18 protein-coding genes, 1 tRNA gene and 1 pseudogene are annotated in these 18,501 nt (G+C 65.7%); 13 read left to right on the top strand and 7 right to left on the bottom strand.

Features of this window, described 5'->3' with window-relative positions:
* Nucleotides 1–143: 143 nt before the first annotated feature.
* The 3 genes from ACFE7K_RS12110 to ACFE7K_RS12120 all read right to left on the bottom strand — a co-directional run bounded on the left by ACFE7K_RS12110 (nt 144) and on the right by ACFE7K_RS12120 (nt 2,527).
* Entirely contained in the window at nt 144–323 is a 180-nt protein-coding gene (locus tag ACFE7K_RS12110) for a hypothetical protein (protein WP_375398452.1), read from the bottom strand.
* 86 nt (nt 324–409) lie between these two features.
* Nucleotides 410–1,507, bottom strand: coding sequence for an HEXXH motif-containing putative peptide modification protein (locus ACFE7K_RS12115; RefSeq protein WP_375398453.1), 1,098 nt, complete (start codon nt 1,505–1,507; stop codon nt 410–412).
* Between the two features lie 111 nt (nt 1,508–1,618).
* The gene (locus tag ACFE7K_RS12120; RefSeq protein ID WP_375398454.1) at nt 1,619–2,527 is read right to left on the bottom strand and encodes a radical SAM protein; all 909 of its coding nucleotides are present in this window, start codon (nt 2,525–2,527) and stop codon (nt 1,619–1,621) included.
* 123 nt (nt 2,528–2,650) lie between these two features.
* Here ACFE7K_RS12120 and ACFE7K_RS12125 point away from each other — a divergent pair, with 123 nt between their 5' ends.
* Both ACFE7K_RS12125 and ACFE7K_RS12130 read left to right on the top strand, forming a co-directional pair.
* The gene (locus ACFE7K_RS12125; protein WP_375398455.1) at nt 2,651–3,550 is read left to right on the top strand and encodes a type IV toxin-antitoxin system AbiEi family antitoxin domain-containing protein; all 900 of its coding nucleotides are present in this window, start codon (nt 2,651–2,653) and stop codon (nt 3,548–3,550) included.
* A complete protein-coding gene (locus ACFE7K_RS12130) occupies nt 3,540–4,682 on the top strand; it encodes a nucleotidyl transferase AbiEii/AbiGii toxin family protein (RefSeq protein WP_375398456.1) in 1,143 nt (380 codons plus the stop codon). The genes ACFE7K_RS12125 and ACFE7K_RS12130 overlap by 11 nt, the downstream gene beginning before the upstream one ends.
* Nucleotides 4,683–4,731: 49 nt before the next feature.
* On the opposite strand, the gene ACFE7K_RS12135 is transcribed toward ACFE7K_RS12130, so the two are convergent.
* Nucleotides 4,732–5,052: a hypothetical protein gene (locus ACFE7K_RS12135; protein ID WP_375398457.1), complete on the bottom strand. Its 321-nt coding sequence runs from the start codon at nt 5,050–5,052 to the stop codon at nt 4,732–4,734.
* A gap of 110 nt (nt 5,053–5,162) precedes the next feature.
* Between ACFE7K_RS12135 and ACFE7K_RS12140 the strand changes: the two genes are divergently transcribed.
* From ACFE7K_RS12140 to ACFE7K_RS12150, 3 genes and pseudogenes are all read left to right on the top strand, one after another.
* Nucleotides 5,163–5,363 carry a hypothetical protein gene (locus tag ACFE7K_RS12140; RefSeq protein ID WP_375398458.1) on the top strand — a complete coding sequence of 67 codons (201 nt, stop codon included), beginning with the start codon at nt 5,163–5,165 and terminating at the stop codon, nt 5,361–5,363.
* Between the two features lie 23 nt (nt 5,364–5,386).
* The gene (locus tag ACFE7K_RS12145; protein ID WP_375398459.1) at nt 5,387–6,343 is read left to right on the top strand and encodes a recombinase family protein; all 957 of its coding nucleotides are present in this window, start codon (nt 5,387–5,389) and stop codon (nt 6,341–6,343) included.
* Nucleotides 6,337–6,411 (top strand): annotated as a pseudogene (locus ACFE7K_RS12150) (hypothetical protein); the annotation flags it as partial. The gene ACFE7K_RS12145 and the pseudogene ACFE7K_RS12150, both read left to right, overlap by 7 nt.
* Before the next feature lie 120 nt (nt 6,412–6,531).
* On the opposite strand, the gene ACFE7K_RS12155 reads toward ACFE7K_RS12150, so the two are convergent.
* The 3 genes from ACFE7K_RS12155 to ACFE7K_RS12165 form a co-directional block, all read right to left on the bottom strand.
* A complete protein-coding gene (locus tag ACFE7K_RS12155; protein ID WP_375398460.1) occupies nt 6,532–7,008 on the bottom strand; it encodes a hypothetical protein in 477 nt (158 codons plus the stop codon).
* Nucleotides 6,979–7,065: transfer RNA gene (locus tag ACFE7K_RS12160), tRNA-Leu, on the bottom strand. Before ACFE7K_RS12160 ends, ACFE7K_RS12155 begins: the two co-directional genes overlap by 30 nt.
* Before the next feature lie 145 nt (nt 7,066–7,210).
* On the bottom strand, nt 7,211–7,888 hold the full coding sequence (locus tag ACFE7K_RS12165) for an MJ0042-type zinc finger domain-containing protein (protein ID WP_375398461.1): 678 nt from the start codon (nt 7,886–7,888) through the stop codon (nt 7,211–7,213).
* Nucleotides 7,889–8,069: 181 nt separating this feature from the next.
* Here ACFE7K_RS12165 and ftsE point away from each other — a divergent pair, with 181 nt between their 5' ends.
* The 8 genes from ftsE to ACFE7K_RS12205 all read left to right on the top strand — a co-directional run bounded on the left by ftsE (nt 8,070) and on the right by ACFE7K_RS12205 (nt 18,416).
* On the top strand, nt 8,070–8,774 hold the full coding sequence (gene ftsE / locus ACFE7K_RS12170) for a cell division ATP-binding protein FtsE (protein ID WP_375398495.1): 705 nt from the start codon (nt 8,070–8,072) through the stop codon (nt 8,772–8,774).
* Complete coding sequence (locus tag ACFE7K_RS12175; protein WP_375398462.1) at nt 8,774–9,664, top strand: cell division protein FtsX; 891 nt, start codon at nt 8,774–8,776, stop codon at nt 9,662–9,664. Before ftsE ends, ACFE7K_RS12175 begins: the two co-directional genes overlap by 1 nt.
* Nucleotides 9,664–10,200 (top strand): YdcF family protein, encoded by a 537-nt coding sequence (locus ACFE7K_RS12180; protein ID WP_375398496.1) that lies wholly within the window; start codon nt 9,664–9,666, stop codon nt 10,198–10,200. Before ACFE7K_RS12175 ends, ACFE7K_RS12180 begins: the two co-directional genes overlap by 1 nt.
* Nucleotides 10,197–10,880, top strand: a complete 684-nt coding sequence (locus ACFE7K_RS12185) for a lysophospholipid acyltransferase family protein (RefSeq protein WP_375398463.1) — start codon at nt 10,197–10,199, stop codon at nt 10,878–10,880. Before ACFE7K_RS12180 ends, ACFE7K_RS12185 begins: the two co-directional genes overlap by 4 nt.
* A 215-nt stretch (nt 10,881–11,095) precedes the next feature.
* The gene (locus ACFE7K_RS12190; RefSeq protein ID WP_375398464.1) at nt 11,096–12,256 is read left to right on the top strand and encodes an efflux RND transporter periplasmic adaptor subunit; all 1,161 of its coding nucleotides are present in this window, start codon (nt 11,096–11,098) and stop codon (nt 12,254–12,256) included.
* Between the two features lie 16 nt (nt 12,257–12,272).
* Nucleotides 12,273–15,476, top strand: a complete 3,204-nt coding sequence (locus ACFE7K_RS12195; RefSeq protein WP_375398465.1) for an efflux RND transporter permease subunit — start codon at nt 12,273–12,275, stop codon at nt 15,474–15,476.
* Nucleotides 15,473–16,906: an efflux transporter outer membrane subunit gene (locus ACFE7K_RS12200; RefSeq protein WP_375398466.1), complete on the top strand. Its 1,434-nt coding sequence runs from the start codon at nt 15,473–15,475 to the stop codon at nt 16,904–16,906. The genes ACFE7K_RS12195 and ACFE7K_RS12200 overlap by 4 nt, the downstream gene beginning before the upstream one ends.
* Before the next feature lie 121 nt (nt 16,907–17,027).
* A complete protein-coding gene (locus ACFE7K_RS12205) occupies nt 17,028–18,416 on the top strand; it encodes an ABC1 kinase family protein (protein WP_375398467.1) in 1,389 nt (462 codons plus the stop codon).
* Nucleotides 18,417–18,501: the final 85 nt, after the last annotated feature.

Genomic DNA, 18,501 nt, shown 5'->3' on the forward strand with positions numbered 1-18,501 from the left:
ACTATCTCCGTAACGCCGGATATGACGCCAACTAACCTGAAAACGCTCTAGCGTCATTTCCGGATCCCTTTTTAGGTCTATTGCTGGAGGGCGGCATTATCCAGATCTGGCGGATTCCGGACAAAAACACTCGTGCTCGGCTCTCACGAGGCCATCGCGATCGCTGCAAGCAACCCGGCGGCGAGCGATATGCAAAGAAGCACGAGCCACGCGCCCGGCGCGCGCGCGAGCTCCGTGTCACCGACCAACTGGTACCTATACGATTCCACAGCTTCCTGCCGGTAAAGCTGTGGCCTGCCTTGTCCGTCATGCTCGTAGTCCATTTTTCACGCTCCGGCGGAGTCACTACTCGCAGCCTATTACCAATCGTGCCCAAATCGACAGCTGCGCGCATTCCCGCCAGCGGTCGCTAGACTACCTCGATATCTGCTATGCCCTTTTCGCGTACCGCTTGCTCGCTCTCGAGGTGACCGCTGTCAACGAGGCGATGCGCGAGGGGAGCGTACAAGCATGTTCCGGAAGGTGTCAGCCATTCGAGGTTGGGCACCAGCCCCGAGTGCAGTGCGCGTACCAAGCCGCAAACATGCTCCATTCGGCCAGCCAGGTCGCCATGGTCGATCGGCGCGTCGCTTCGAGCAAGACGATCGTACATCAGCAATACGTTGCCAAAATCATGAAATCCAAGCAAAATCATCTCCAGCGGTCGCGCGACGTTCTTCAGAACAGAATATACTGAAGGCGCGTCCGGCTGAACTAGGCGAGACGTCCAGGATGCGAGGTGGAAATGCAGGTGTGAGCATTCATGAACCAGCATTTCGGCAGTCTCGAGGACCGACGCGGGCGTGCAAAGCTCTACCAAGCCGAAACCATGTCGATAAGATGCGCTGGTCGTGGTATGCACATCGACCCGCTTACGGGCGACGACCTCCCGGAGCAGGTAAGTGCACCAGAGGAAGTATTCGGGCGTGTAGTGTTCGAGCAGGTCGAAGGCAGTCTCAAGCTGGTCGGCGAAAGCGCCGGCGTCGTCGCAGTCGACGTAAGGCGCGCGCTCGCGCCACTCCGCCATCCAATCGCCTGTCGTAATCGCGGCCCGTCCGAGCGAACCCATCGAAAACGTTCGTAACGGGCTTTCATGCCGCCAGAAGGTAGACGGGCCGCTAGCCGATATGACCACGGTTCCGCCCGTATCACCCGTTACGACCACGTTGTTCTCGCTCGCACGGAGATGCAGGCGTCCGGATTCGCATGTCTCGCCGTTGATGATCACCGGTTCGGAAACTGTGACGGAGCGGTCGAGCGACGGCAGCGCCCGGGCAACGCATGCGCTCACCAGAAAGTGGGCGAGCGCGTCCTCGACGGTATGGGCAGCTTCGGACGTCAAGCTATATACTGCCATCCCGAGGCTCGCCCCATAAGCGAGATCAATTCGATCACTTTCCGCCAGACGCTGCTTTGCTTCTGGCAAACTAGAATCGGGGTCGGGGCGATCGTCCAGCCGAGCCGCCACCATGCTGCAAAGGTGGCGGAGGAGGCTCTCCTCGATCGTTACGAAATCTCCCTCCAACGAGGTACTCAGGTAAGTTAAGATGTTTCCTAACAAAGCAACCTCCTCGTCGGCCTATCGATCGGAACGCGCAGCTCTAACCATTTCGTTATAGACGCTGGCGGCGGTGTGGATCGGCGGCGACGATAATCGCTCCACTAAAGACTCTGCGCTAACGATGTTTCGGTCGACGAGGTACTGAGCGACCTCCTCATTGAAAATCTGCAACACATCGCATATCGCAGAATGATTGAGGTAGTTATCGCCGCTATGGCGGTTATACAGCGCACCACCATGGCACGGGCGTTGCCAGACGCAGTCTGCGCACTTGGGCGCGACAAAGTTCATTGCCTCTTCCAGGCTCTGCCACTCGGATGAACGCAGAAACTCCAAAAAGGTGTTGTTCACCACCGATAACGGCGAAGCTGGAGCTGGGACCTGTCCGAGCAGGTTGTCGTCGACCAGGAGGTCCCCCCGGCTCGAGATGGTAAGAACGTGGTGGCGCTTGGAGTTCCGGAGATCGAGGCGTTCGGCACCACTGCTAGACATCATGCCAAAGAGTAGGTCGCCCAAGTCGCGAATATAGTGGAAGTTGGGATAGGTATGTTCGGCCAGCCACGCGCGGACAAGCGACCGGCGCTGCTCGCCATTGGCGTTCCAGGAAGAAGTGTCACTGCAATCCCAGCCGCCTCTCGGAAAGTTCAACCCGGGACTGCTGACGGCAAGTTCGGTGATCAGGTGATCGAGAACGGCCTTACCGCTCGGCCCGTCGGGAACGACAGCCAGCACGCCGGCCGATCGAAGTTTTCCGGCACGGACAGCGGACTGTAGTTTCCGCAATCCTGCAACGGCGTCGTCGTAGCTGCCTCGACCGCGCTTGTCTGGGCGCATTTCGTCATGAAACTCGCGTGACCCATCGATGCTGACACCCACAGCCACGGAATAACGCTCGAAAATATCTATCCAATCGTCGTCAACAAGCACGCCATTCGTCTGCAAGGCCAGCGAGACGGTAAGGCGATCATCTTTGATAGAACGGATTACTTCGCATATATAGCTGAAGTAAGTTTCTTGAGCAGCAGCGGCTCCCCGCCATGTATGACGATATTGAAGTGGTTTACCGAGGTTTCATTAGCCGCCTGCTTTAAGAAGCGCGGCAGCGCATCGATCACTTTCCGACCAAATCGAAATCGACTAAAATATGTCCTTGAGCAGGTGCCACACGGCTTTCTGGTCGACTCGCGTTGGCTTGCGGCCAGCGACGTCGCCAAGAGCTCAGCCCATGATTATCACCGCGAGGGCTGGCTGGAACGGGTTGCACGCGGCGTCTATCGCCGTCCCTACCCCCATGCGGACCAGCAGGATGTGCGCGGCTGGAAACTGCCGGTGCTCTCCGCCCAGTGGATCATGGGCTATGATTTCCACGTCGGCGGCATGAGCGCGCTTACCCTGGAAGGCCATAATCATTACCTTGGGCTGGGCCGCAGCGCGAACGTCTATCTCTATGGCGACGTCCCCAGCTGGCTTCCCAGGCTGCAAGTCGACGCACATTTCCTGTCGCGTCGTCGGCAGCTGTTCGGCTCGGACCCTGTCGGCATCGACGACCGCGACTTCGATCCCACCGCCGGCAACGCGCCAAGTCCGTGGAACTGGCCGCTGCGGCGTTCGTCGCCCGAGCGCGCATTGTTCGAAGCATTGAATGAGCTTCCCGACCAGGAGAGCTTCCACAAGGTCGACATGCTCTTTCAGGGTTTGCCGACGCTGCGGCCTGGCCGGGTCACCGAATTGCTGCAGGCCTGCAAGAGCGTGAAGGTGAAGCGCCTCTTCTTCCTGTTCGCCGACCGCCATCCGCACCGATGGCTCTCTCATGTCGATCGGACGCAGGTCGATCTCGGCAAAGGCCCGCGCTCGCTTGTCGAAGGCGGGCGCTACGCCGCTGCTTATCAGCTCGTCGTCCCGGAAGAGTTTGCAGGGCCGCGAGAGGAGGCCACCAGCGATGGCGCGTGATCGCTATGCGGTCCAGCTCGAGCTGCTGGTGCGGGCGATCCCGATCGTCGCCGATGAACCCGCCTTCGCCTTGAAGGGCGGAACCGCGATCAACCTGTTCTACCGGGACATGCCGCGTTTGTCGGTCGACATCGACCTGACCTATCTGCCGCTGGACCAGCGGGCGATCGCGCTGCCGGCGATCGACAGCGCCTTCGATCGGATGGTGGCGCGCGCCAGAGAGACGCTTCGCGGCGTCGATGCCCAGCGCATTGCTGGCGGCGGCGATGGCGATACACGGCTGATGCTCCGCTCGGGCGCCGCGGAGATCAAGATCGAGGTGTCACCGGTCACCCGCGGGACCGTCGCGGCGCCGCGAACGATGCAGGTCACCGATGCGGTCGAGGAGGCCTTCGGCTTTGCGGAAATGTCGGTTGTGGCGTTCGAGGATCTCTACGCGGGCAAGGTCTGCGCCGCGCTCGATCGCCAGCACCCGCGCGATCTGTTCGACGTCCAGCTGCTCTACGAAAACGAGGGGCTGACCGACGATCTGTTCCGAACCTTCCTGGTCTATGCCGCCTGCTCGAAGCGACCGCTGCACGAGCTGACGGCGCAAGTGTTTCGCGCCGAGCTAGGCGCCGTCGTGAGGTCGGCCTCGCCGCTGCTGATCTCGCTGCTCGCGATCGATGGACTGACGCTGGATGATGCCATGGCACTGATCGATCCAGGACGATCCTGGCCGCGCCAACCACGACTTTCAGGCCGATCGTTCGGGCATCCGGCCCGCAACCACCTGCTGCGCTACTACATCAGAGAGATGCCGCTCGGCCCGCTGGCTGAACCGCCATGGCATGGCCACACGTTTCATCGCGCGGACGGCGACTATGTCACAATGAAGATCGTCGATCATTCGCTCGAGCTCAAGGCAAAGATCGCGCTGGTCTGGCTCGAGACGCGGTTCGGGGAACTGCGCGTCCAGCTCGATGAGCCATTTCCAGAAACGCTCGCCACCGCCTGTGTGGGCCGGCCGCTCGAGGAAGTCGTCGACCACGAGGCCTGGCAGTGGCGCGGATGGCAAATCGTGGACGTCGAGGAACCCGAGGCGTCCTATTTCGGGCAGACGCTGATCGTGGCCACGGGCTCGGCAGCCTAACCGGGTAAAGTGGCTCGACGTTGAATAACTTAATGTCCACGCCGCAAAATCACGGTGACGACGTGGCAAGCCCGAGCAGGCGCTCGCACCGCGAACCGACGTGCGGGAACAGGCTGCGCAACTCGGTTTTCCGGATGGCGAGCTTGAGCCCGGCCGCCATCAGCCGCCGCTCGGCACGGCTGGTCCGTCGGTCGAAGTCGGCGGTGCCAATCTCTCCCCGTGTCGCGATCATGTGGCGTTGGACGCGGGCGGCACGAGCGAAGAGGACGACGCCCAAGGCCGTTGCGATAGCATCGACGGTCGAGCGGGCGATCACCATCGCCGCATGCCAGACGAAAGTGACAATCATCAGCGCGATGATGATGGACATGGACCAGTTCCTTTTTTCCACGATCCCGTTCGGATCAACCTCTCCTGCCCTCCAGATAAATTTTAGAATGTCCCAAGATCAGGCGTGGGCCGGGCTGGCAGTCCCGAGCCATGGACCGCCAGGCCGACAGCGACGAAAGTTCGGTGTGCTTTGCGGCCATGCGCGAGGCGCGCATAGTGACGCGAGAAAGACCGCTGCCCACGCGCCTCATTCATACCGACATCCCGGAGCAGCTTCCGGTCTTGCAGAACGAGAGCGAACTGGTTCTCCAGCATATCGGCGATTTGCTCGCCAGCATCTTCGCCGCTTAGCGGCCGACAAGGGAGCATGATCCATGACCGATGGTCGCCGCGCCTTCATCTATCTGCGCGTCAGCAACGACGATGAAGGCGGCAACAACGCCTCCAGCGCTGCACAGGAGGCGGCCTGTCGGGCGCTGTGCGAACGCGAGGGCATCTCGGTCGTCGAGGTGTTCGAGGAATTGAACGTCTCGGGCCGGAAACTGCAGCGCAGGCAGTTCGACCGGATGATCGCGCTGGCGACGTCTCCCGCGCGCCCGGTTCATTTTGTCGTTGTTTATATGTTGAGCCGGTTCACCCGGCGCTTGCTCACCCAAGTGACCGCCGAGCACAAGCTGACCGAAGCTCAGGTGAAACTCATCTCCGTCATTGAGAGCATGGGCGATGATCCCAACAGCCGGATGATGCGCGGGTTCATCGCGGTGATGAACGAGAAATACGCCAGCGATGCATCCACGTTCACCTGCCGCGATCGTCGTGGAAACGCGCAGTCGGGATATTGGAATGGTGGCCCGGTGCCATTCGGCTATGAATCCCGCGTCGCGAAAGTCGATGGACGCAAGGAGCGCAAGAAGCTGTTCGTGCGCGAGGGCGAAGCGGAGATCGTTCGCCTGGTTGTGCAGCTGGCCTGCTTCGGGCTGACGGGGCAGCCGATGGGGACGCGGGCGATCGCCAAATACCTTAACGACAACGGCTATAGCTTCCGCGGCCGGAAATTCTACCACAGCAACGTCGACGGCATTCTGACGCGCGAGCACTATGCCGGGTCCTATCGCGACCGCACGCGCGATGATCATGGCGCGGTCCCGAGTGCGGCCGATGAGATCATCGTCGTATGCCCGAAGATAATCGAGCCGGATGTGATGGCTCGCGTCGCCGCGATCCGTTCAAAGGCCGCCCCGCGCGTGACGCCGCCGCGCATCACCAATTCGCCGGTGCTGCTAGGCGGCCTCGCGACTTGCGGGCATGCCGATGCAACGCCGGCATGGTGATCAGGAGCGGCAAGGGTGGTCAGTATCGGTACTACGTCTGCAATCGGAAGGCGACGGCTGGTGCAGACATATGTGGGAGCAAGTCGATCCGAGAAGAAGCGCTCGACGCGATCGTGCTGGATGGCCTGCTCCACCGCATCCTGGCTCCCGACCGGTTGCGCGCGCTACTCGCCGACGTCCTCGATCGATCAGACGAAGCGAAACAGCGCCGCGAACGCGATCTCGATAGAGTCCGCCGCGAGCGGATCGCAGCCGAGACGCGGCTCCGCCGGCTGCTCGAGATCGTCGAGGAGGGGATGATGAGCGTGCGCGATCCGATCTTCGCGACCAAGCTCGCTGAGGCCAATGCCTCCATTGCCGCGCTTGCCGAGACCGAGCGCAGCCTCGCCGGGCAGCTCGGCGGCGCTGCGCACCAGATCACCGACGAAGCGATCCAGCGTTTCGGCGATACGTTGCGCGCCAGCATCCTGACCGAAAACAGCGCCGTGCGCCGAGCCTATGTGCGGCTGCTGGTCTCCAACGTGACGGTCAACGACAACGAGATCGTCATCGCCGGATCCAAGGCCGCGCTCGAAAACGCCGCCCGGAAAGGTGATCCCGCAGCTTGCGCCGCGGTGCCCAGTTTTGACCGGAAGTGGTGCGGTCGAGAAGACTCGAACTTCCACGGCCTTTCGGCCACAACGACCTCAACGTTGCGCGTCTACCAGTTCCGCCACGACCGCACGTGATAGTGCCGCCGGACGACCGGCAGCTGGCAGGCGAGCCCCCTAGCAAAGCGCTTCCCCCCACGCAAGCGTCGTCCTCGGTATGTCGGCTCTCGGTATGTCGGCTGCGGTCATCAGTCGGACGGCGCATCGCGGCACCGCGCTAGCTCGTCGGCTGGCCGACGAAGCTGAACCGCACTTCCTTCGAATTGGGCGGCACGTCCAGCGTCATGCTGGCGAAATCGAGCTTGCCGCCCGGCGCGATCTGCCGCTGTTCGGGCTTGATCGTCCAGCTGAACACGACCCGCCCCCGGGGACCGGCGGCATCGAGCAGCTCGACGCGGATGTCAGGAACGGGCTGGCGCATGTCGGTCGGATTGGCGATCTGGCCACTGACCGCGAACAGCTCGCTGCCGCTGGGCAGCCCGCGGCGATTGGGGCGTTTGACGTTGACGAACGTCAGCGGGGTCTCCCCGGCCTCGACCGGCATGCCGACCATGCTTGCAAATCCGCCCGGATCGATGAAGAACGTGGCGGCGATGGCGACCAGCATCGCGACGGCGGCGGTTACCGCGATGATCGTCCAGCGCCGCGCCGGATTGCGGCGCGGCCGGAACGGCGGTTCGGTCGCGAACGGGTCGTGATTGTCGCCCGATGACGCGGCCTCCATTGCCGGTTCCGCCGTCGCGACCGGCGCCGCTACGCGTTCGGTTATTACGCCCGGTCCCGCCTGGAACCAGCTGTGCCGGCAATTGGCACAGCGCACGGTGCGTCCTTCAACCCCGATCGCCGCGTCGGGCACCAGATAGCGGGTGTGGCATTCACTGCATTCGAGGATCATCGGCACGCCCAAAAGCGGGCCGACGCCCCGGTTCGGCCCTGCTGATGCCAGCTTAAGCATTCCCGCCGGGCCGCGGCAAGTCCCGCCACGGCACCATCCCGGCTGGTGTCTTGAAGCCGGTGGGCGACCGTGCGATGGCTCGGGGCGGGGCTGAGGCAAGGTGAGCGGTAGCAACGCCGGCATGGCGAACATCGTGCAGTTCGAGAATGTGGGGCTGCGCTATGGCGCCGGCGCGGAGACGCTGAGCGACGTCAACCTCACGCTCACGTCGGGCGGCTTCTACTTCCTGACCGGCCCCAGCGGCGCGGGCAAGACCTCTCTCCTGAAACTGCTCTATCTTGCGCAACGGCCGACGCGGGGGATCATCCGGTTGTTCGGCGAGGATGCCGGCCGGCTGCCCCGCGCGCGCCTTCCCGGGTTCCGCCGACGCATCGGCGTCGTCTTCCAGGATTTCCGGCTGGTGCCGCATCTGTCGACCTATGACAATATCGCGCTTCCCTTGCGCGTGTCGGGCGTGTCGGAAACCGATATCGCGGCGCCTGTCAGCGAGATGCTTGCCTGGGTCGGGCTGGAGGGGCGGACCGAGGCGCGCCCCCCGACCCTGTCGGGCGGCGAGCAGCAGCGCGTGGCGATCGCCCGCGCGGTCATCGGCCGGCCCGAAATCCTGGTTGCCGACGAGCCGACCGGCAACGTCGATCCCGACATGGCCGAACGGCTGCTCCACCTGTTCGAGTCGCTGAACCGGCTGGGCACGACGGTGGTCGTCGCGACGCACGATTTCCACCTGCTCGGGCGCATCCCCCGGGCGCAGATGATCCGGATCGAGCAGGGCCGGATGATCGACCCGACGGGATCGTTGCGCTTCCCGCCGCGGACAAACGCCTGATGACCCGGGCGATCAACGGCATCGCCCACCGGCGCGTGCTCGAGGAGCGGCGGTCGACCCGGGCGATGAGCTGGGTGATGGCGATCATGCTTTTCCTGACGGTGCTCGCCTCCGCGACGGGGCTGGCCACGATCAATGCCGCCGCGACGCTGGACCGGCAGCTGGCGGGGCGGCTGACCGTCCAGATCGTCGATCCCGATGCCGCACGGCGCGCCCGCTCGGCAGCAATGGTGCTGGCGACGTTGCGCGCGCTGCCGCTGGTCGCCCGCGCCGCGCCGGTCGATCGCGGCCGGCTGGCGGTGATGCTGGCGCCCTGGCTGGGCAAAGAAAGCAATGATGCCGACCTGCCGATCCCGGCGCTGATCGACGTCGACCTGACGATGGCAACCGATGACGCGGTCGGCCACGTCGCGGCCGCGGTCCGCGCGGCGGCGCCGACCGCGCGGATCGACCAGCATTCGCGCTGGCTGTCGCCGGTCGCGCGGTTCATGCGCGTGCTGATCGCGGTGGCGGGGATGCTCGTGCTGCTGATGGCGGCGGCGACCACGGCCGTGGTCCTCCTGGCGGTGCGCGCCGGGCTTGAGACGCATCGCGAGACGATCCAGATACTGCATATGCTGGGATCGACCGACGTCCAGATCGCCCGCCTGTTCCAGCGGCGGATCGCGCTCGACACGCTGGCCGGCGGCGCCATCGGCGGGGCAGCGGCGATCGGCGCGGTCGCCTTCATGGCCGGCCAGGCCGCGACGCTCGATTCAGAACTGGTCGGCGGGGCGGTGCTGGTGCTGCGCGACTGGCTGGTCCTCGCCTGCCTGCCGCTGGCGTTCGCGATGCTGGCCACGATCGCGGCGCGGCTGACCGTCATTCGCCAGCTGGGCCGGACGTTGTGATCGTCCGGCGGCTGGTCGCGGGCGTGGCGCTGGCCTGGGTACTGGGTTTCGCGTTGTTCATGCTGATGATGCCGTCGCCGCTGGAAAACCGCCGGACCGACGCGATCGTCGTCCTGACCGGCGGCATGGGACGAATCGACCGTGGGCTGGCACTGCTCAAGGCCGGTCAGGCGACGCGCATGCTGGTCAGCGGCGTCGCGCCGGGTGTGCGACCGATCGATCTCGCGATCGAATACCGCACGCCGACCGCGTTGTTCCGCTGCTGCATCGACCTTGGCCGCGAGGCCGTCGACACGCGCTCCAACGCCGACGAGACGGCGCGCTGGGTGCACGCGCACGGCTATCGCTCGGTCCGGCTGGTGACCTCCGACTGGCACATGGCGCGGGCGCGGATGGAATTGGTCTACGCCCTGGGAAACGAGGCGACCGTGGTCGCCGACGGCGTGGCGAGCCAGCCGCCGCTGGGGCTGCTGATCGACGAATACGACAAGCTGCTGCTCCGCCGTGTCGCGCTCTGGCTGGGGCTCGGCACGTGACGTTGCTGCGCAATATCGCCTTCGTGCTGGTCTTTTACGGTGTGTCGATCCCGATCGTGCTGCTGGCGCCGCTGGTCGCGATGGCCGGTCGCGGCGCGATCATGCGGTACTCGATGGCCTGGGCGGCGTTCCACCGCTGGTCGGCGGCGACCTTGCTTGGCATCAGGGCGCGCTATGAAGGCGATCCCCCGACCGCGCCGGTGCTGTTCGCCGCCAAGCACCAGTCGATGTACGAAACGCTGGAACTGACACTGGCGCTCGACAACCCGGCGACGGTGATGAAGCAGGAGCTGGCGGCGATCCCGATCTGGGGGTGGGCGGCACGGCGCTACGGCGTGATCACGGTCGATCGCGCGGCGTCGAGCGCTGCGTTGCGGCACCTGGTACGCGATGCCAAAGCGGCGATCGGCGGCGGCCGGGCGGTGCTGCTGTTTCCCGAGGGCACCCGGGTGGCGCCGGGCGAGCGGGCCGAGCTTCGCGCGGGATTTGCCGGGCTCTACAAGGTGCTGGGCGTGGCCGTTGTGCCGATTGCGACGGACAGCGGGCGGCTATGGCCCAGAAGGGGCCTCAAGCGGGCGGGCACGGTGACCTTCCGGTTCGGCCAGCCGATCCCCCCCGGCCTGCCGCGCGCCGAAGCCGAAGCGCGGGTCCATGCGGCGATCAACGCGCTCGAAGCATAAGCCATCCAAACCGCCGCAGCCACGTTCCTATGCGCTTTTCCGCTGCATTATTGTGCAGTGCGAATAATATATCCCCTTGAAATTTCTCCGATATTTCAAGGAAAGCAGTAATTCTTGTGCATCTGCAAGACAAAGTTAATCCGGCTCTATTGAACTGATTTGGATCAGGCCCAACTAAGCGGCCTATGGGAAACCTGGTCCGGACCGCAGCCGCCATGGCTTCTCTCGCCCTCGCATCGTGCGCGAACAAGCCACCGCCGCCGCCCCCCAAGCCCAGCGTCGCGGCAGCATATCCGTTGCAGCGCACGATCACCGACTGGGACGATTATATCGGCCGTTTCGAAGCGATCCAGGACGTCCAGGTGATGCCCCGCGTGGCGGGTACGATCCAGCGGGTCGATTTTCGCGAAGGCATCGAGGTGAAGCGTGGACAGGTGCTGTTCGTCATCGACCAGGCGCCCTATCGCGCGGCGCTGGCGCAAGCGGCCGCCGATGAGGCGAAGGCCAGCGCCGCCGTCGCCAACGGCCGCACGGAGCTGGCCCGGGCCAGGACGCTCCTGGCCGGACAGGCGATCAGCCAGGAGGAATACGAGACCAAGTTGGCGAATTACCGCAGCGCCGTCGCCGGCCTGGCGGGCGCGCGCGCGGCCGTAAAGAGCCGCCAGCTCGATCTTGATTACACCGTGGTACGCGCGCCGATCACCGGCCGGGCATCCGACAAAAGGGTGGCGATCGGCGATTTCGTCGCCGCGGGCACGACCTTGCTGACGCGCATCGTGTCGACCGATCCGATCTGGTTCAGTTTCGACGGCGCCGAGAGCTTCTATCTTAAATACAGCCGCCAGGCGCAAGACGGACAGCGCGCCTCGTCGCGCTACGCCCCCAATCCCGTCGACATCCAGCTGGCCGACGAACAGGATTATCGCTGGCACGGACGGATGGTGTTCGTCGACAACGCGATCGATCCGCAATCGGGCACGATCCGCGCGCATGCCGAGGTCAGCAATCCCAACGGCTTCCTGGTGCCCGGCATGTTCGGCCGCGCGCGTCTCCTGGGATCGGGATCGTACGACGCGATGCTGATCCCGGACGAGGCGATCCAGACCGACCAGACGCGGCGCACGGTGTTCGTCGTGGGACCCGACGGCAAGACTGCACAGCGCAACGTCGAGACCGGGCCGCTGGTGTCCGGGCTGCGCGTGGTGAAGACCGGCGTGGGCACCCGCGACCGCGTGGTCATTGACGGCCTGACCCAGCTGCAACCGGGCATTGCGGTGACCGTCAGGCTGGTCAAGCTGACACCGCGCGCCGCCGACACCTCGTCCAACGCGACCACGCTGAGCGCGCCCGCGCCGGCCGAAGCCACGACGCGCTGAGGCCGGCCGCGGCGCCATGAAGTTCCCCCATTTCTTCATCGAGCGGCCGATCTTCGCGGCGGTGCTGTCGATTCTGATCGTGGTGTTCGGCATCGTCGCCTATCCCACCCTGCCGGTCGCGCAATATCCCGAGATCGCGCCGCCGACCGTCGTGGTGTCGGCGACTTATCCGGGCGCCACCGCCGAGACGCTGTCGGAAACCGTCGCCGCGCCGCTGGAGGAATCGATCAACGGCGTCGAGAACATGATCTACCTGTCGTCGTCGGCGACCGGCGACGGCGTGATCTCGATCACCGTCACCTTCAAGCAAGGGGTCAATGTCGACCAGGCGCAGGTGCTGGTCCAGAACCGCGTCGCCACCGCCGAGCCGCGCCTGCCCGAGCAGGTCCGCCAGATCGGCGTGACGGTGCGCAAGAATTCGCCCGACCTGCTGATGGTCGTCGCGCTGACCTCGCCCGACGGATCACTGAGCCAGCAATATATCTCCAATTACGCGACATCGCAGCTGATCGATCGCATCTCGCGCATCCCCGGCGTCGGCGGGGTGCGGACGTTCGGCGCGCGCGACTACAACATGCGGGTGTGGATCGATCCCGATCGTGCGGCGGAGCGCAACCTGACGGTCGATGAGATCGTGACCCAGATTCGCGCGCAGAACGCGCAGGTGGCGGTCGGTTCGGTCGGCCAGCCACCGTTCAACCAGGGCGGCACCGCCTATCAGCTGGGCATCCAGGCCGAGGGAAGGCTGACCAACCCCGACCAGTTCGGCGCGATCATCCTCAAGCGTGACGACCAGGGACGCCTCACGCTGTTGCGCGACGTCGCCAGGATCGAGCTTGGCGCGCAGGACTATACGATCAACGCGTCGCTGTCGGGCCAGCCGATGATCGGCATGGGCATCACCCAATTGCCGGGATCGAACGCGCTGACTACCGCAGAGGCAGTGCGCGCGGAGGTCGCGGCGACGGCCAAGTCCTTCCCCGCCGGCATGCGCTATTCGATCCCCTACAACCCGACCGAATATATCCAGGCGTCGATCGAGGCGGTCGAGCATACCCTGGTCGAGGCGATCGTGCTGGTCGCGCTGGTCGTCCTGTTGTTCCTCCAGAACTGGCGCGCGACGATCATACCGCTGGTCGCGGTGCCGATCTCGCTGATCGGCAGCGTCGCGATGCTTGCCTTGTTCGGATTCAGCCTCAACAACCTGTCGCTGTTCGGCATGGTGCTGGCGGTCGGCATCGTCGTCGACGACGCTATCGTGGTAGTCGAGAATATCGAGCGCCTGATGGAGGAGAAGAGTCTCAGCCCGCGGGAAGCCGCGCACGAGACGATGGACGAGGTATCGGGCGCGCTGATCGCGATATCGCTCGTCTTGTGCGGCGTGTTCATCCCGACCGGCTTCATCCCCGGTATTTCCGGGCAATTTTATCAGCAGTTCGCGCTGACCATCGTGTCGGCGGCGGTAATCTCGGCATTCGTCTCGCTCACGCTGTCGCCCGCGCTGGCGGCCCTGGTCCTCAGGCCTCGCAAGGAGGAGGACGCGCCGCGCCGCGGCGTGCTAGGCTGGCCGGGGAGGTTCGCACGCTGGTTCAACGACGGCTTTCGCCGGCTGGGTGAAGCGTTCGGCCGGTTCTCGGCGCGCGCCGTCCGGTCGCTGATGCTGATCGGGATCGTCTATGTCGCGCTGATCGCGATCACGGCCTGGCGCTTCACCGCCACGCCCGGCGGGTTCATTCCCGCCCAGGATCAGGGATATCTGATTGCGGCGATCCAATTGCCGCCGGGTGCTTCGCTCCAGCGCACCAGCGAAATCCTGGCGCAGACGACCAAGCGGGCGCTTGCCAACAAGGCGACCGCGTCCACCGTCGCGTTTGCGGGGCTGGACGGCACCTCGCTGACCACCGCGTCCAACGCAGCGACGATGTTCGTGACCCTGAAGGCCTTTGGTCAGCGCGGCGCCGCCGATGCGGTGGCGGGCGAGTTGAGGCAGGCGTTCAGCGACCTGACAGCGGCCACCGTCCTAGTTATCCCGCCCCCTCCCGTAAGCGGCATCGGCACCGGCGGGGGCTGGAAGATGCTGATCGAGGACCGCACCAATCTGGGGTTCAAGGCGCTGGAAAAGGCGGCCTTTGCGATGATGATGAAGGCCAACCAGGCCGAGGGCATCGGGCCGAGCTTCACCACCTTCAACACCAAGACTCCGCGCTTGTTCGCCGATATCGACCGCGAACGCGCCGAAAAGCTGGGCGTGCCGGTGGGCAACGTGTTCTCGACGCTGGGCACCTATCTGGGATCGACCTATATAAACGACTTCAACTTCATCGGCCGGACCTATCGCGTGACGGCGCAAGCCGACGCGCCCTATCGCGATCAGATCAGCGACGTCGGCCGGCTGCGCACGCGATCGGCCGGCGGCCAGATGGTCCCGCTCGACGCGGTGATGACGCTGAAGAACGACAGCGGGCCCTATCGGGTGGTGCGCTACAACCTCTATCCCTCGGCCGAACTGCAGGGCGACACCAAGCGCGGTTTCTCGTCGGGCCAGTCACTGACTACCTTGGCCAGGATCGCGAGCGAGACCTTGCCCCAGGGCATGACGTTCGAATGGACCGACATCGCCTATCAGCAGCAACAGGCGGGCAATACCGGGGCGATCGCCTTTGCGCTGGGGGTATTGTTCGTGTTCCTGCTGCTGGCAGCCAATTATGAAAGCCTGGTGCTGCCGCTGGCGGTGATCCTGATCGTGCCGATGTGCCTGCTGGCGGCGATCGTCGGGGTCAACATCATGGGCGGCGACAACAACATCCTGACCCAGATCGGCCTGATCGTGCTGATCGGGCTGGCCGCCAAGAACGCGATCCTGATCGTCGAGTTTGCCAAGCAGAACGAGGAAGCGGGCATGGCGATCCACGCCGCGGCGATCCACGCCGCCGAGCAGCGCCTGCGCCCGATCGTGATGACCTCGATCGCCTTCATCCTGGGCGTGCTGCCGCTGGTGATCGGGTCGGGCCCGGGTGCCGAAATGCGCCGTGCCCTGGGCATTGCGGTGTTCTTCGGGATGATCGGCGTGACCACTTTCGGCCTGCTGTTCACGCCCGCCTTCTACGTCATCACCCGCAAGCTGGGCGACTGGGTAGCGCGCAAGGCACGCCGCGACCCCGGGGCGCAGGCGCCGCGCGACCAGGCGCCGCCGCATACCCTGCCGGAGCCCGCCGAATGATCCGCCGCGTCGCCATGGCCGGCATGGTCGCGCTGGCGGTGTCGGCCTGCTCGGTCGGGCCGAACTATACTAGGCCGGCGCCGCTCGCCGCACCCGATGCGACGCTGCGCGAACGCGGTGCGATAGGCGTCACCCCCTCGCCCCTGCCCGACAGATGGTGGCGGCTGTTCGCCGATCGCGACCTCGACCGGCTGGTCGAAAAGGCGCTGGCCGGCAATACCGACCTGCGCGTGGCCGCCGCCAACCTGCAGCGCGCGCGCGCCGTGCTGTCCGAGGCCGATGCCGCGAGATTGCCGGTCGGCGACGCCACGACGTCCTATACGAAGTCACGCAACGCCGACCCGCTGACCGGCGGCGCCGTCACGACCGATTACTTCTCGATCGGTTATGACGCGTCCTACGAGGTCGACCTGTTCGGCGGGGTCACGCGATCGATCCAGGCGGCGCGCGCCGATACGCAGGCTGCCCAGGCACAGGTCGACGCGGCACGCGTGTCGGTCGCGGCCGAGACCGCGCGCGCCTATGTCTCGGCCTGCTCGTTCGCCGCGCAGGCGGCCGTCGCGCGTGAGACCGTGCGGCTCCAGACCAATACGCTGGACCTGACCCAGCGGCTGTTCGACGGCGGGCGCGGCACGAGGCGCGACGTCGACCGCGCGCGCGTGCTGGTCGAGAATGCCAATGCCCAGCTCCCCGTGCTCGAGGCCGAACGCCGCGCCTCGCTCTATGCGCTGGCGGTACTGACCGGGGACCCGCCGGCGCGCGTCGATCCGGCGGCCGAGCGTTGCGTCCTGGTGCCGCAGGTCGCCACGCCGATCCCGGCCGGCGACGGCCAGGCGCTGATCGCGCGCCGCCCGGACATCCGCAGTGCCGAACGTATCCTGGCCGGCGACATTGCGCGGGTCGGCGTGGCGACTGCCGACCTCTATCCGTCGATCCGCCTGCTCGGGGGTGTCAGCCTGGGCGCCAGCCGGCTGGGCGACATCGGCAAGCCGGCGTCGTTCGGTTTTTCGCTGGGCCCGCTGATCAGCTGGAATTTCCCGTTCAACGGTGCGGCGCGTGCGCGGCTGCGCCAGTCGGAGGCGACCGCCACTGGAAGCCTGGCGAGGTTCGACGGCGCCGTCCTGACCGCGTTGCAGGAAACCGAGCAGGCGCTCGCCCGGCTGGGCGGCGCGATCCAGAGCGAGCAGGCCTATGGCCGCGCCGCGATCGCCAGCGAGGATGCCGCGCGCTTGTCACGCGTGCGGTTCGACGCGGGCGCCGACAGCTTCCTTCAGCTGCTCGATGCCGAGCGCGACCGTGCCAGCGCGCGCGCCGCCCAGGCCCAGGCCCAGGCGAACCGCGCCGATGCCCAGGTCAGCGTGTTCAAGGCGCTGGGCGGCGGCTGGGAGGGGGCGCCGCCGGTGATCGAGAAGCCTGCGACCACCCGCTGAGCATGCGCGGCCGTGACAAAGCGATGGTGCCGCAACCCGGCGAGTTCCGCGACGGCTGGATCACCGGCACTCTCGCCGGACCGGCCAAGGGGCGCGTCACGAGGCCGCGACGGGGGACAACATGAGCGACGATAGTCCGGGCCGCCCGGTTCCTCGCGGGCGGCTGTCGCGGCTGGGCCAGTTCGGCCGGCTGGCGGGGGGCGTCGCGGGCGGCATGCTGGCGGAGGGCGCGCGACGCCTGGCGGGCGGCGAGCGGCCACGGATGCGCGACATGATGCTCACGCCCGGCAACGTCGCGCGCGTGGCCGACCGGCTGTCGCACCTGCGCGGCGCGGCGATGAAGCTCGGCCAGATGATCTCGATGGATGCCGGCGACATGCTGCCAACTGAGCTTGCCGAGATCATAGGCCAACTGCGCGAGCGCGCATATCACATGCCGCCCACGCAGCTCCAGCGGGTGCTCGCGGACGAATGGGGCAAGGATTGGCGGACGCGGTTCGCGCGGTTCGAGGCGACGCCGCTCGCCGCCGCCTCGATCGGTCAGGTCCACCGAGCCGTCACACGCGATGGCCGCGACCTGGCAATCAAGGTCCAATATCCCGGCGTGCGCGACAGCATCGACGCCGATGTCGACAATGTCGCAACGCTGCTGCGTGTCTCCGGCCTGCTCGGGAGCGCGCTGGATATCGCGCCGTTGCTCGCGGAGGCCAAGCGCCAACTCGCTGAGGAAGCGGATTACGTCCGAGAAGCCGAGCAGATGGCACGCTTCGGCGCGCTGCTCGCCGATGCGCCGCATTATGTCGTCCCGGTGCCCGATCGTGAATTGACGACCGGGCGCGTGCTGGCGATGAGCTTTGTCGAGGGTCAACCGATCGAGACGCTGGCCGACGCGCCGCAGGAGACGCGCGACGTGGCGATGCGATCACTGATCGCGCTGGTGCTGCGCGAGTTGTTCGAGTTCGGCGTGATGCAGACTGATCCCAACTTCGCCAATTATCGCTGGCAACCCGCGACCGGGCGGCTGGTGCTGCTCGATTTTGGGGCGACGCGTGCCGTCGGTACCGCAACGGCGAACGGCTATCGACGGCTTCTCCGCGCCGGGCTGGACGGTGATCGCGATGCGGTGCGGGTGGCGGCACTCGCTGCCGGCTTCCTGGGCGAGGCGATCGTGACCGGGCATCGTGCGCGCATCGACCGGATAGTCGACGTCATCGTCGGCGAGTTCAACCGGCCCGGCGACTTCGACTTCGGCGATCGCGGCTTCGTCGCTGCCTTGCGCGATCAAGGAATGGAGGTGGCCGCCGACCGCGACACTTGGCACCTGCCACCCGCCGAAATCCTGTTCGTCCAGCGCAAGATCAGCGGCACCGCACTGCTCGCGGCGCGACTGAAGGCGCGAGTCGACGTGCGCGCGATGGTGGAGGAACAGATTACGAGCCATCGCGGTGCCGGCGAGCAGACACGCGGCGAACACATAGGCCGCGTGCTGCCCCGTGATCCGGTCGCGTAATTATTTGTCGGCCGACCCGGGTTCCGCCATACTGAAGGCGCGAGTCGACGTGCGCGCGATGGTGGAGGAACAGATTACGAGCCAT

Source organism: uncultured Sphingomonas sp. (genome assembly GCF_964244265.1).
Classification (GTDB): Bacteria; Pseudomonadota; Alphaproteobacteria; order Sphingomonadales; family Sphingomonadaceae; genus Sphingomonas.

Bases quoted from the DNA above. Each gene is read 5' to 3' on its own strand.
- ACFE7K_RS12145 (WP_375398459.1), top strand. From the start codon at position 5,387: ATGACCGATGGTCGCCGCGCCTTCATCTATCTGCGCGTCAGCAACGAC.
- ACFE7K_RS12190 (WP_375398464.1), top strand. From the start codon at position 11,096: ATGGCTTCTCTCGCCCTCGCATCGTGCGCGAACAAGCCACCGCCGCCG.
- ACFE7K_RS12195 (WP_375398465.1), top strand. From the start codon at position 12,273: ATGAAGTTCCCCCATTTCTTCATCGAGCGGCCGATCTTCGCGGCGGTG.
- ACFE7K_RS12140 (WP_375398458.1), top strand. From the start codon at position 5,163: ATGGACCGCCAGGCCGACAGCGACGAAAGTTCGGTGTGCTTTGCGGCC.
- ACFE7K_RS12135 (WP_375398457.1), bottom strand. From the start codon at position 5,052: ATGTCCATCATCATCGCGCTGATGATTGTCACTTTCGTCTGGCATGCG.
- ACFE7K_RS12205 (WP_375398467.1), top strand. From the start codon at position 17,028: ATGAGCGACGATAGTCCGGGCCGCCCGGTTCCTCGCGGGCGGCTGTCG.
- ftsE (WP_375398495.1), top strand. From the start codon at position 8,070: ATGGCGAACATCGTGCAGTTCGAGAATGTGGGGCTGCGCTATGGCGCC.
- ACFE7K_RS12110 (WP_375398452.1), bottom strand. From the start codon at position 323: ATGGACTACGAGCATGACGGACAAGGCAGGCCACAGCTTTACCGGCAG.
- ACFE7K_RS12165 (WP_375398461.1), bottom strand. From the start codon at position 7,888: ATGATCCTCGAATGCAGTGAATGCCACACCCGCTATCTGGTGCCCGAC.
- ACFE7K_RS12130 (WP_375398456.1), top strand. From the start codon at position 3,540: ATGGCGCGTGATCGCTATGCGGTCCAGCTCGAGCTGCTGGTGCGGGCG.
- ACFE7K_RS12175 (WP_375398462.1), top strand. From the start codon at position 8,774: ATGACCCGGGCGATCAACGGCATCGCCCACCGGCGCGTGCTCGAGGAG.
- ACFE7K_RS12200 (WP_375398466.1), top strand. From the start codon at position 15,473: ATGATCCGCCGCGTCGCCATGGCCGGCATGGTCGCGCTGGCGGTGTCG.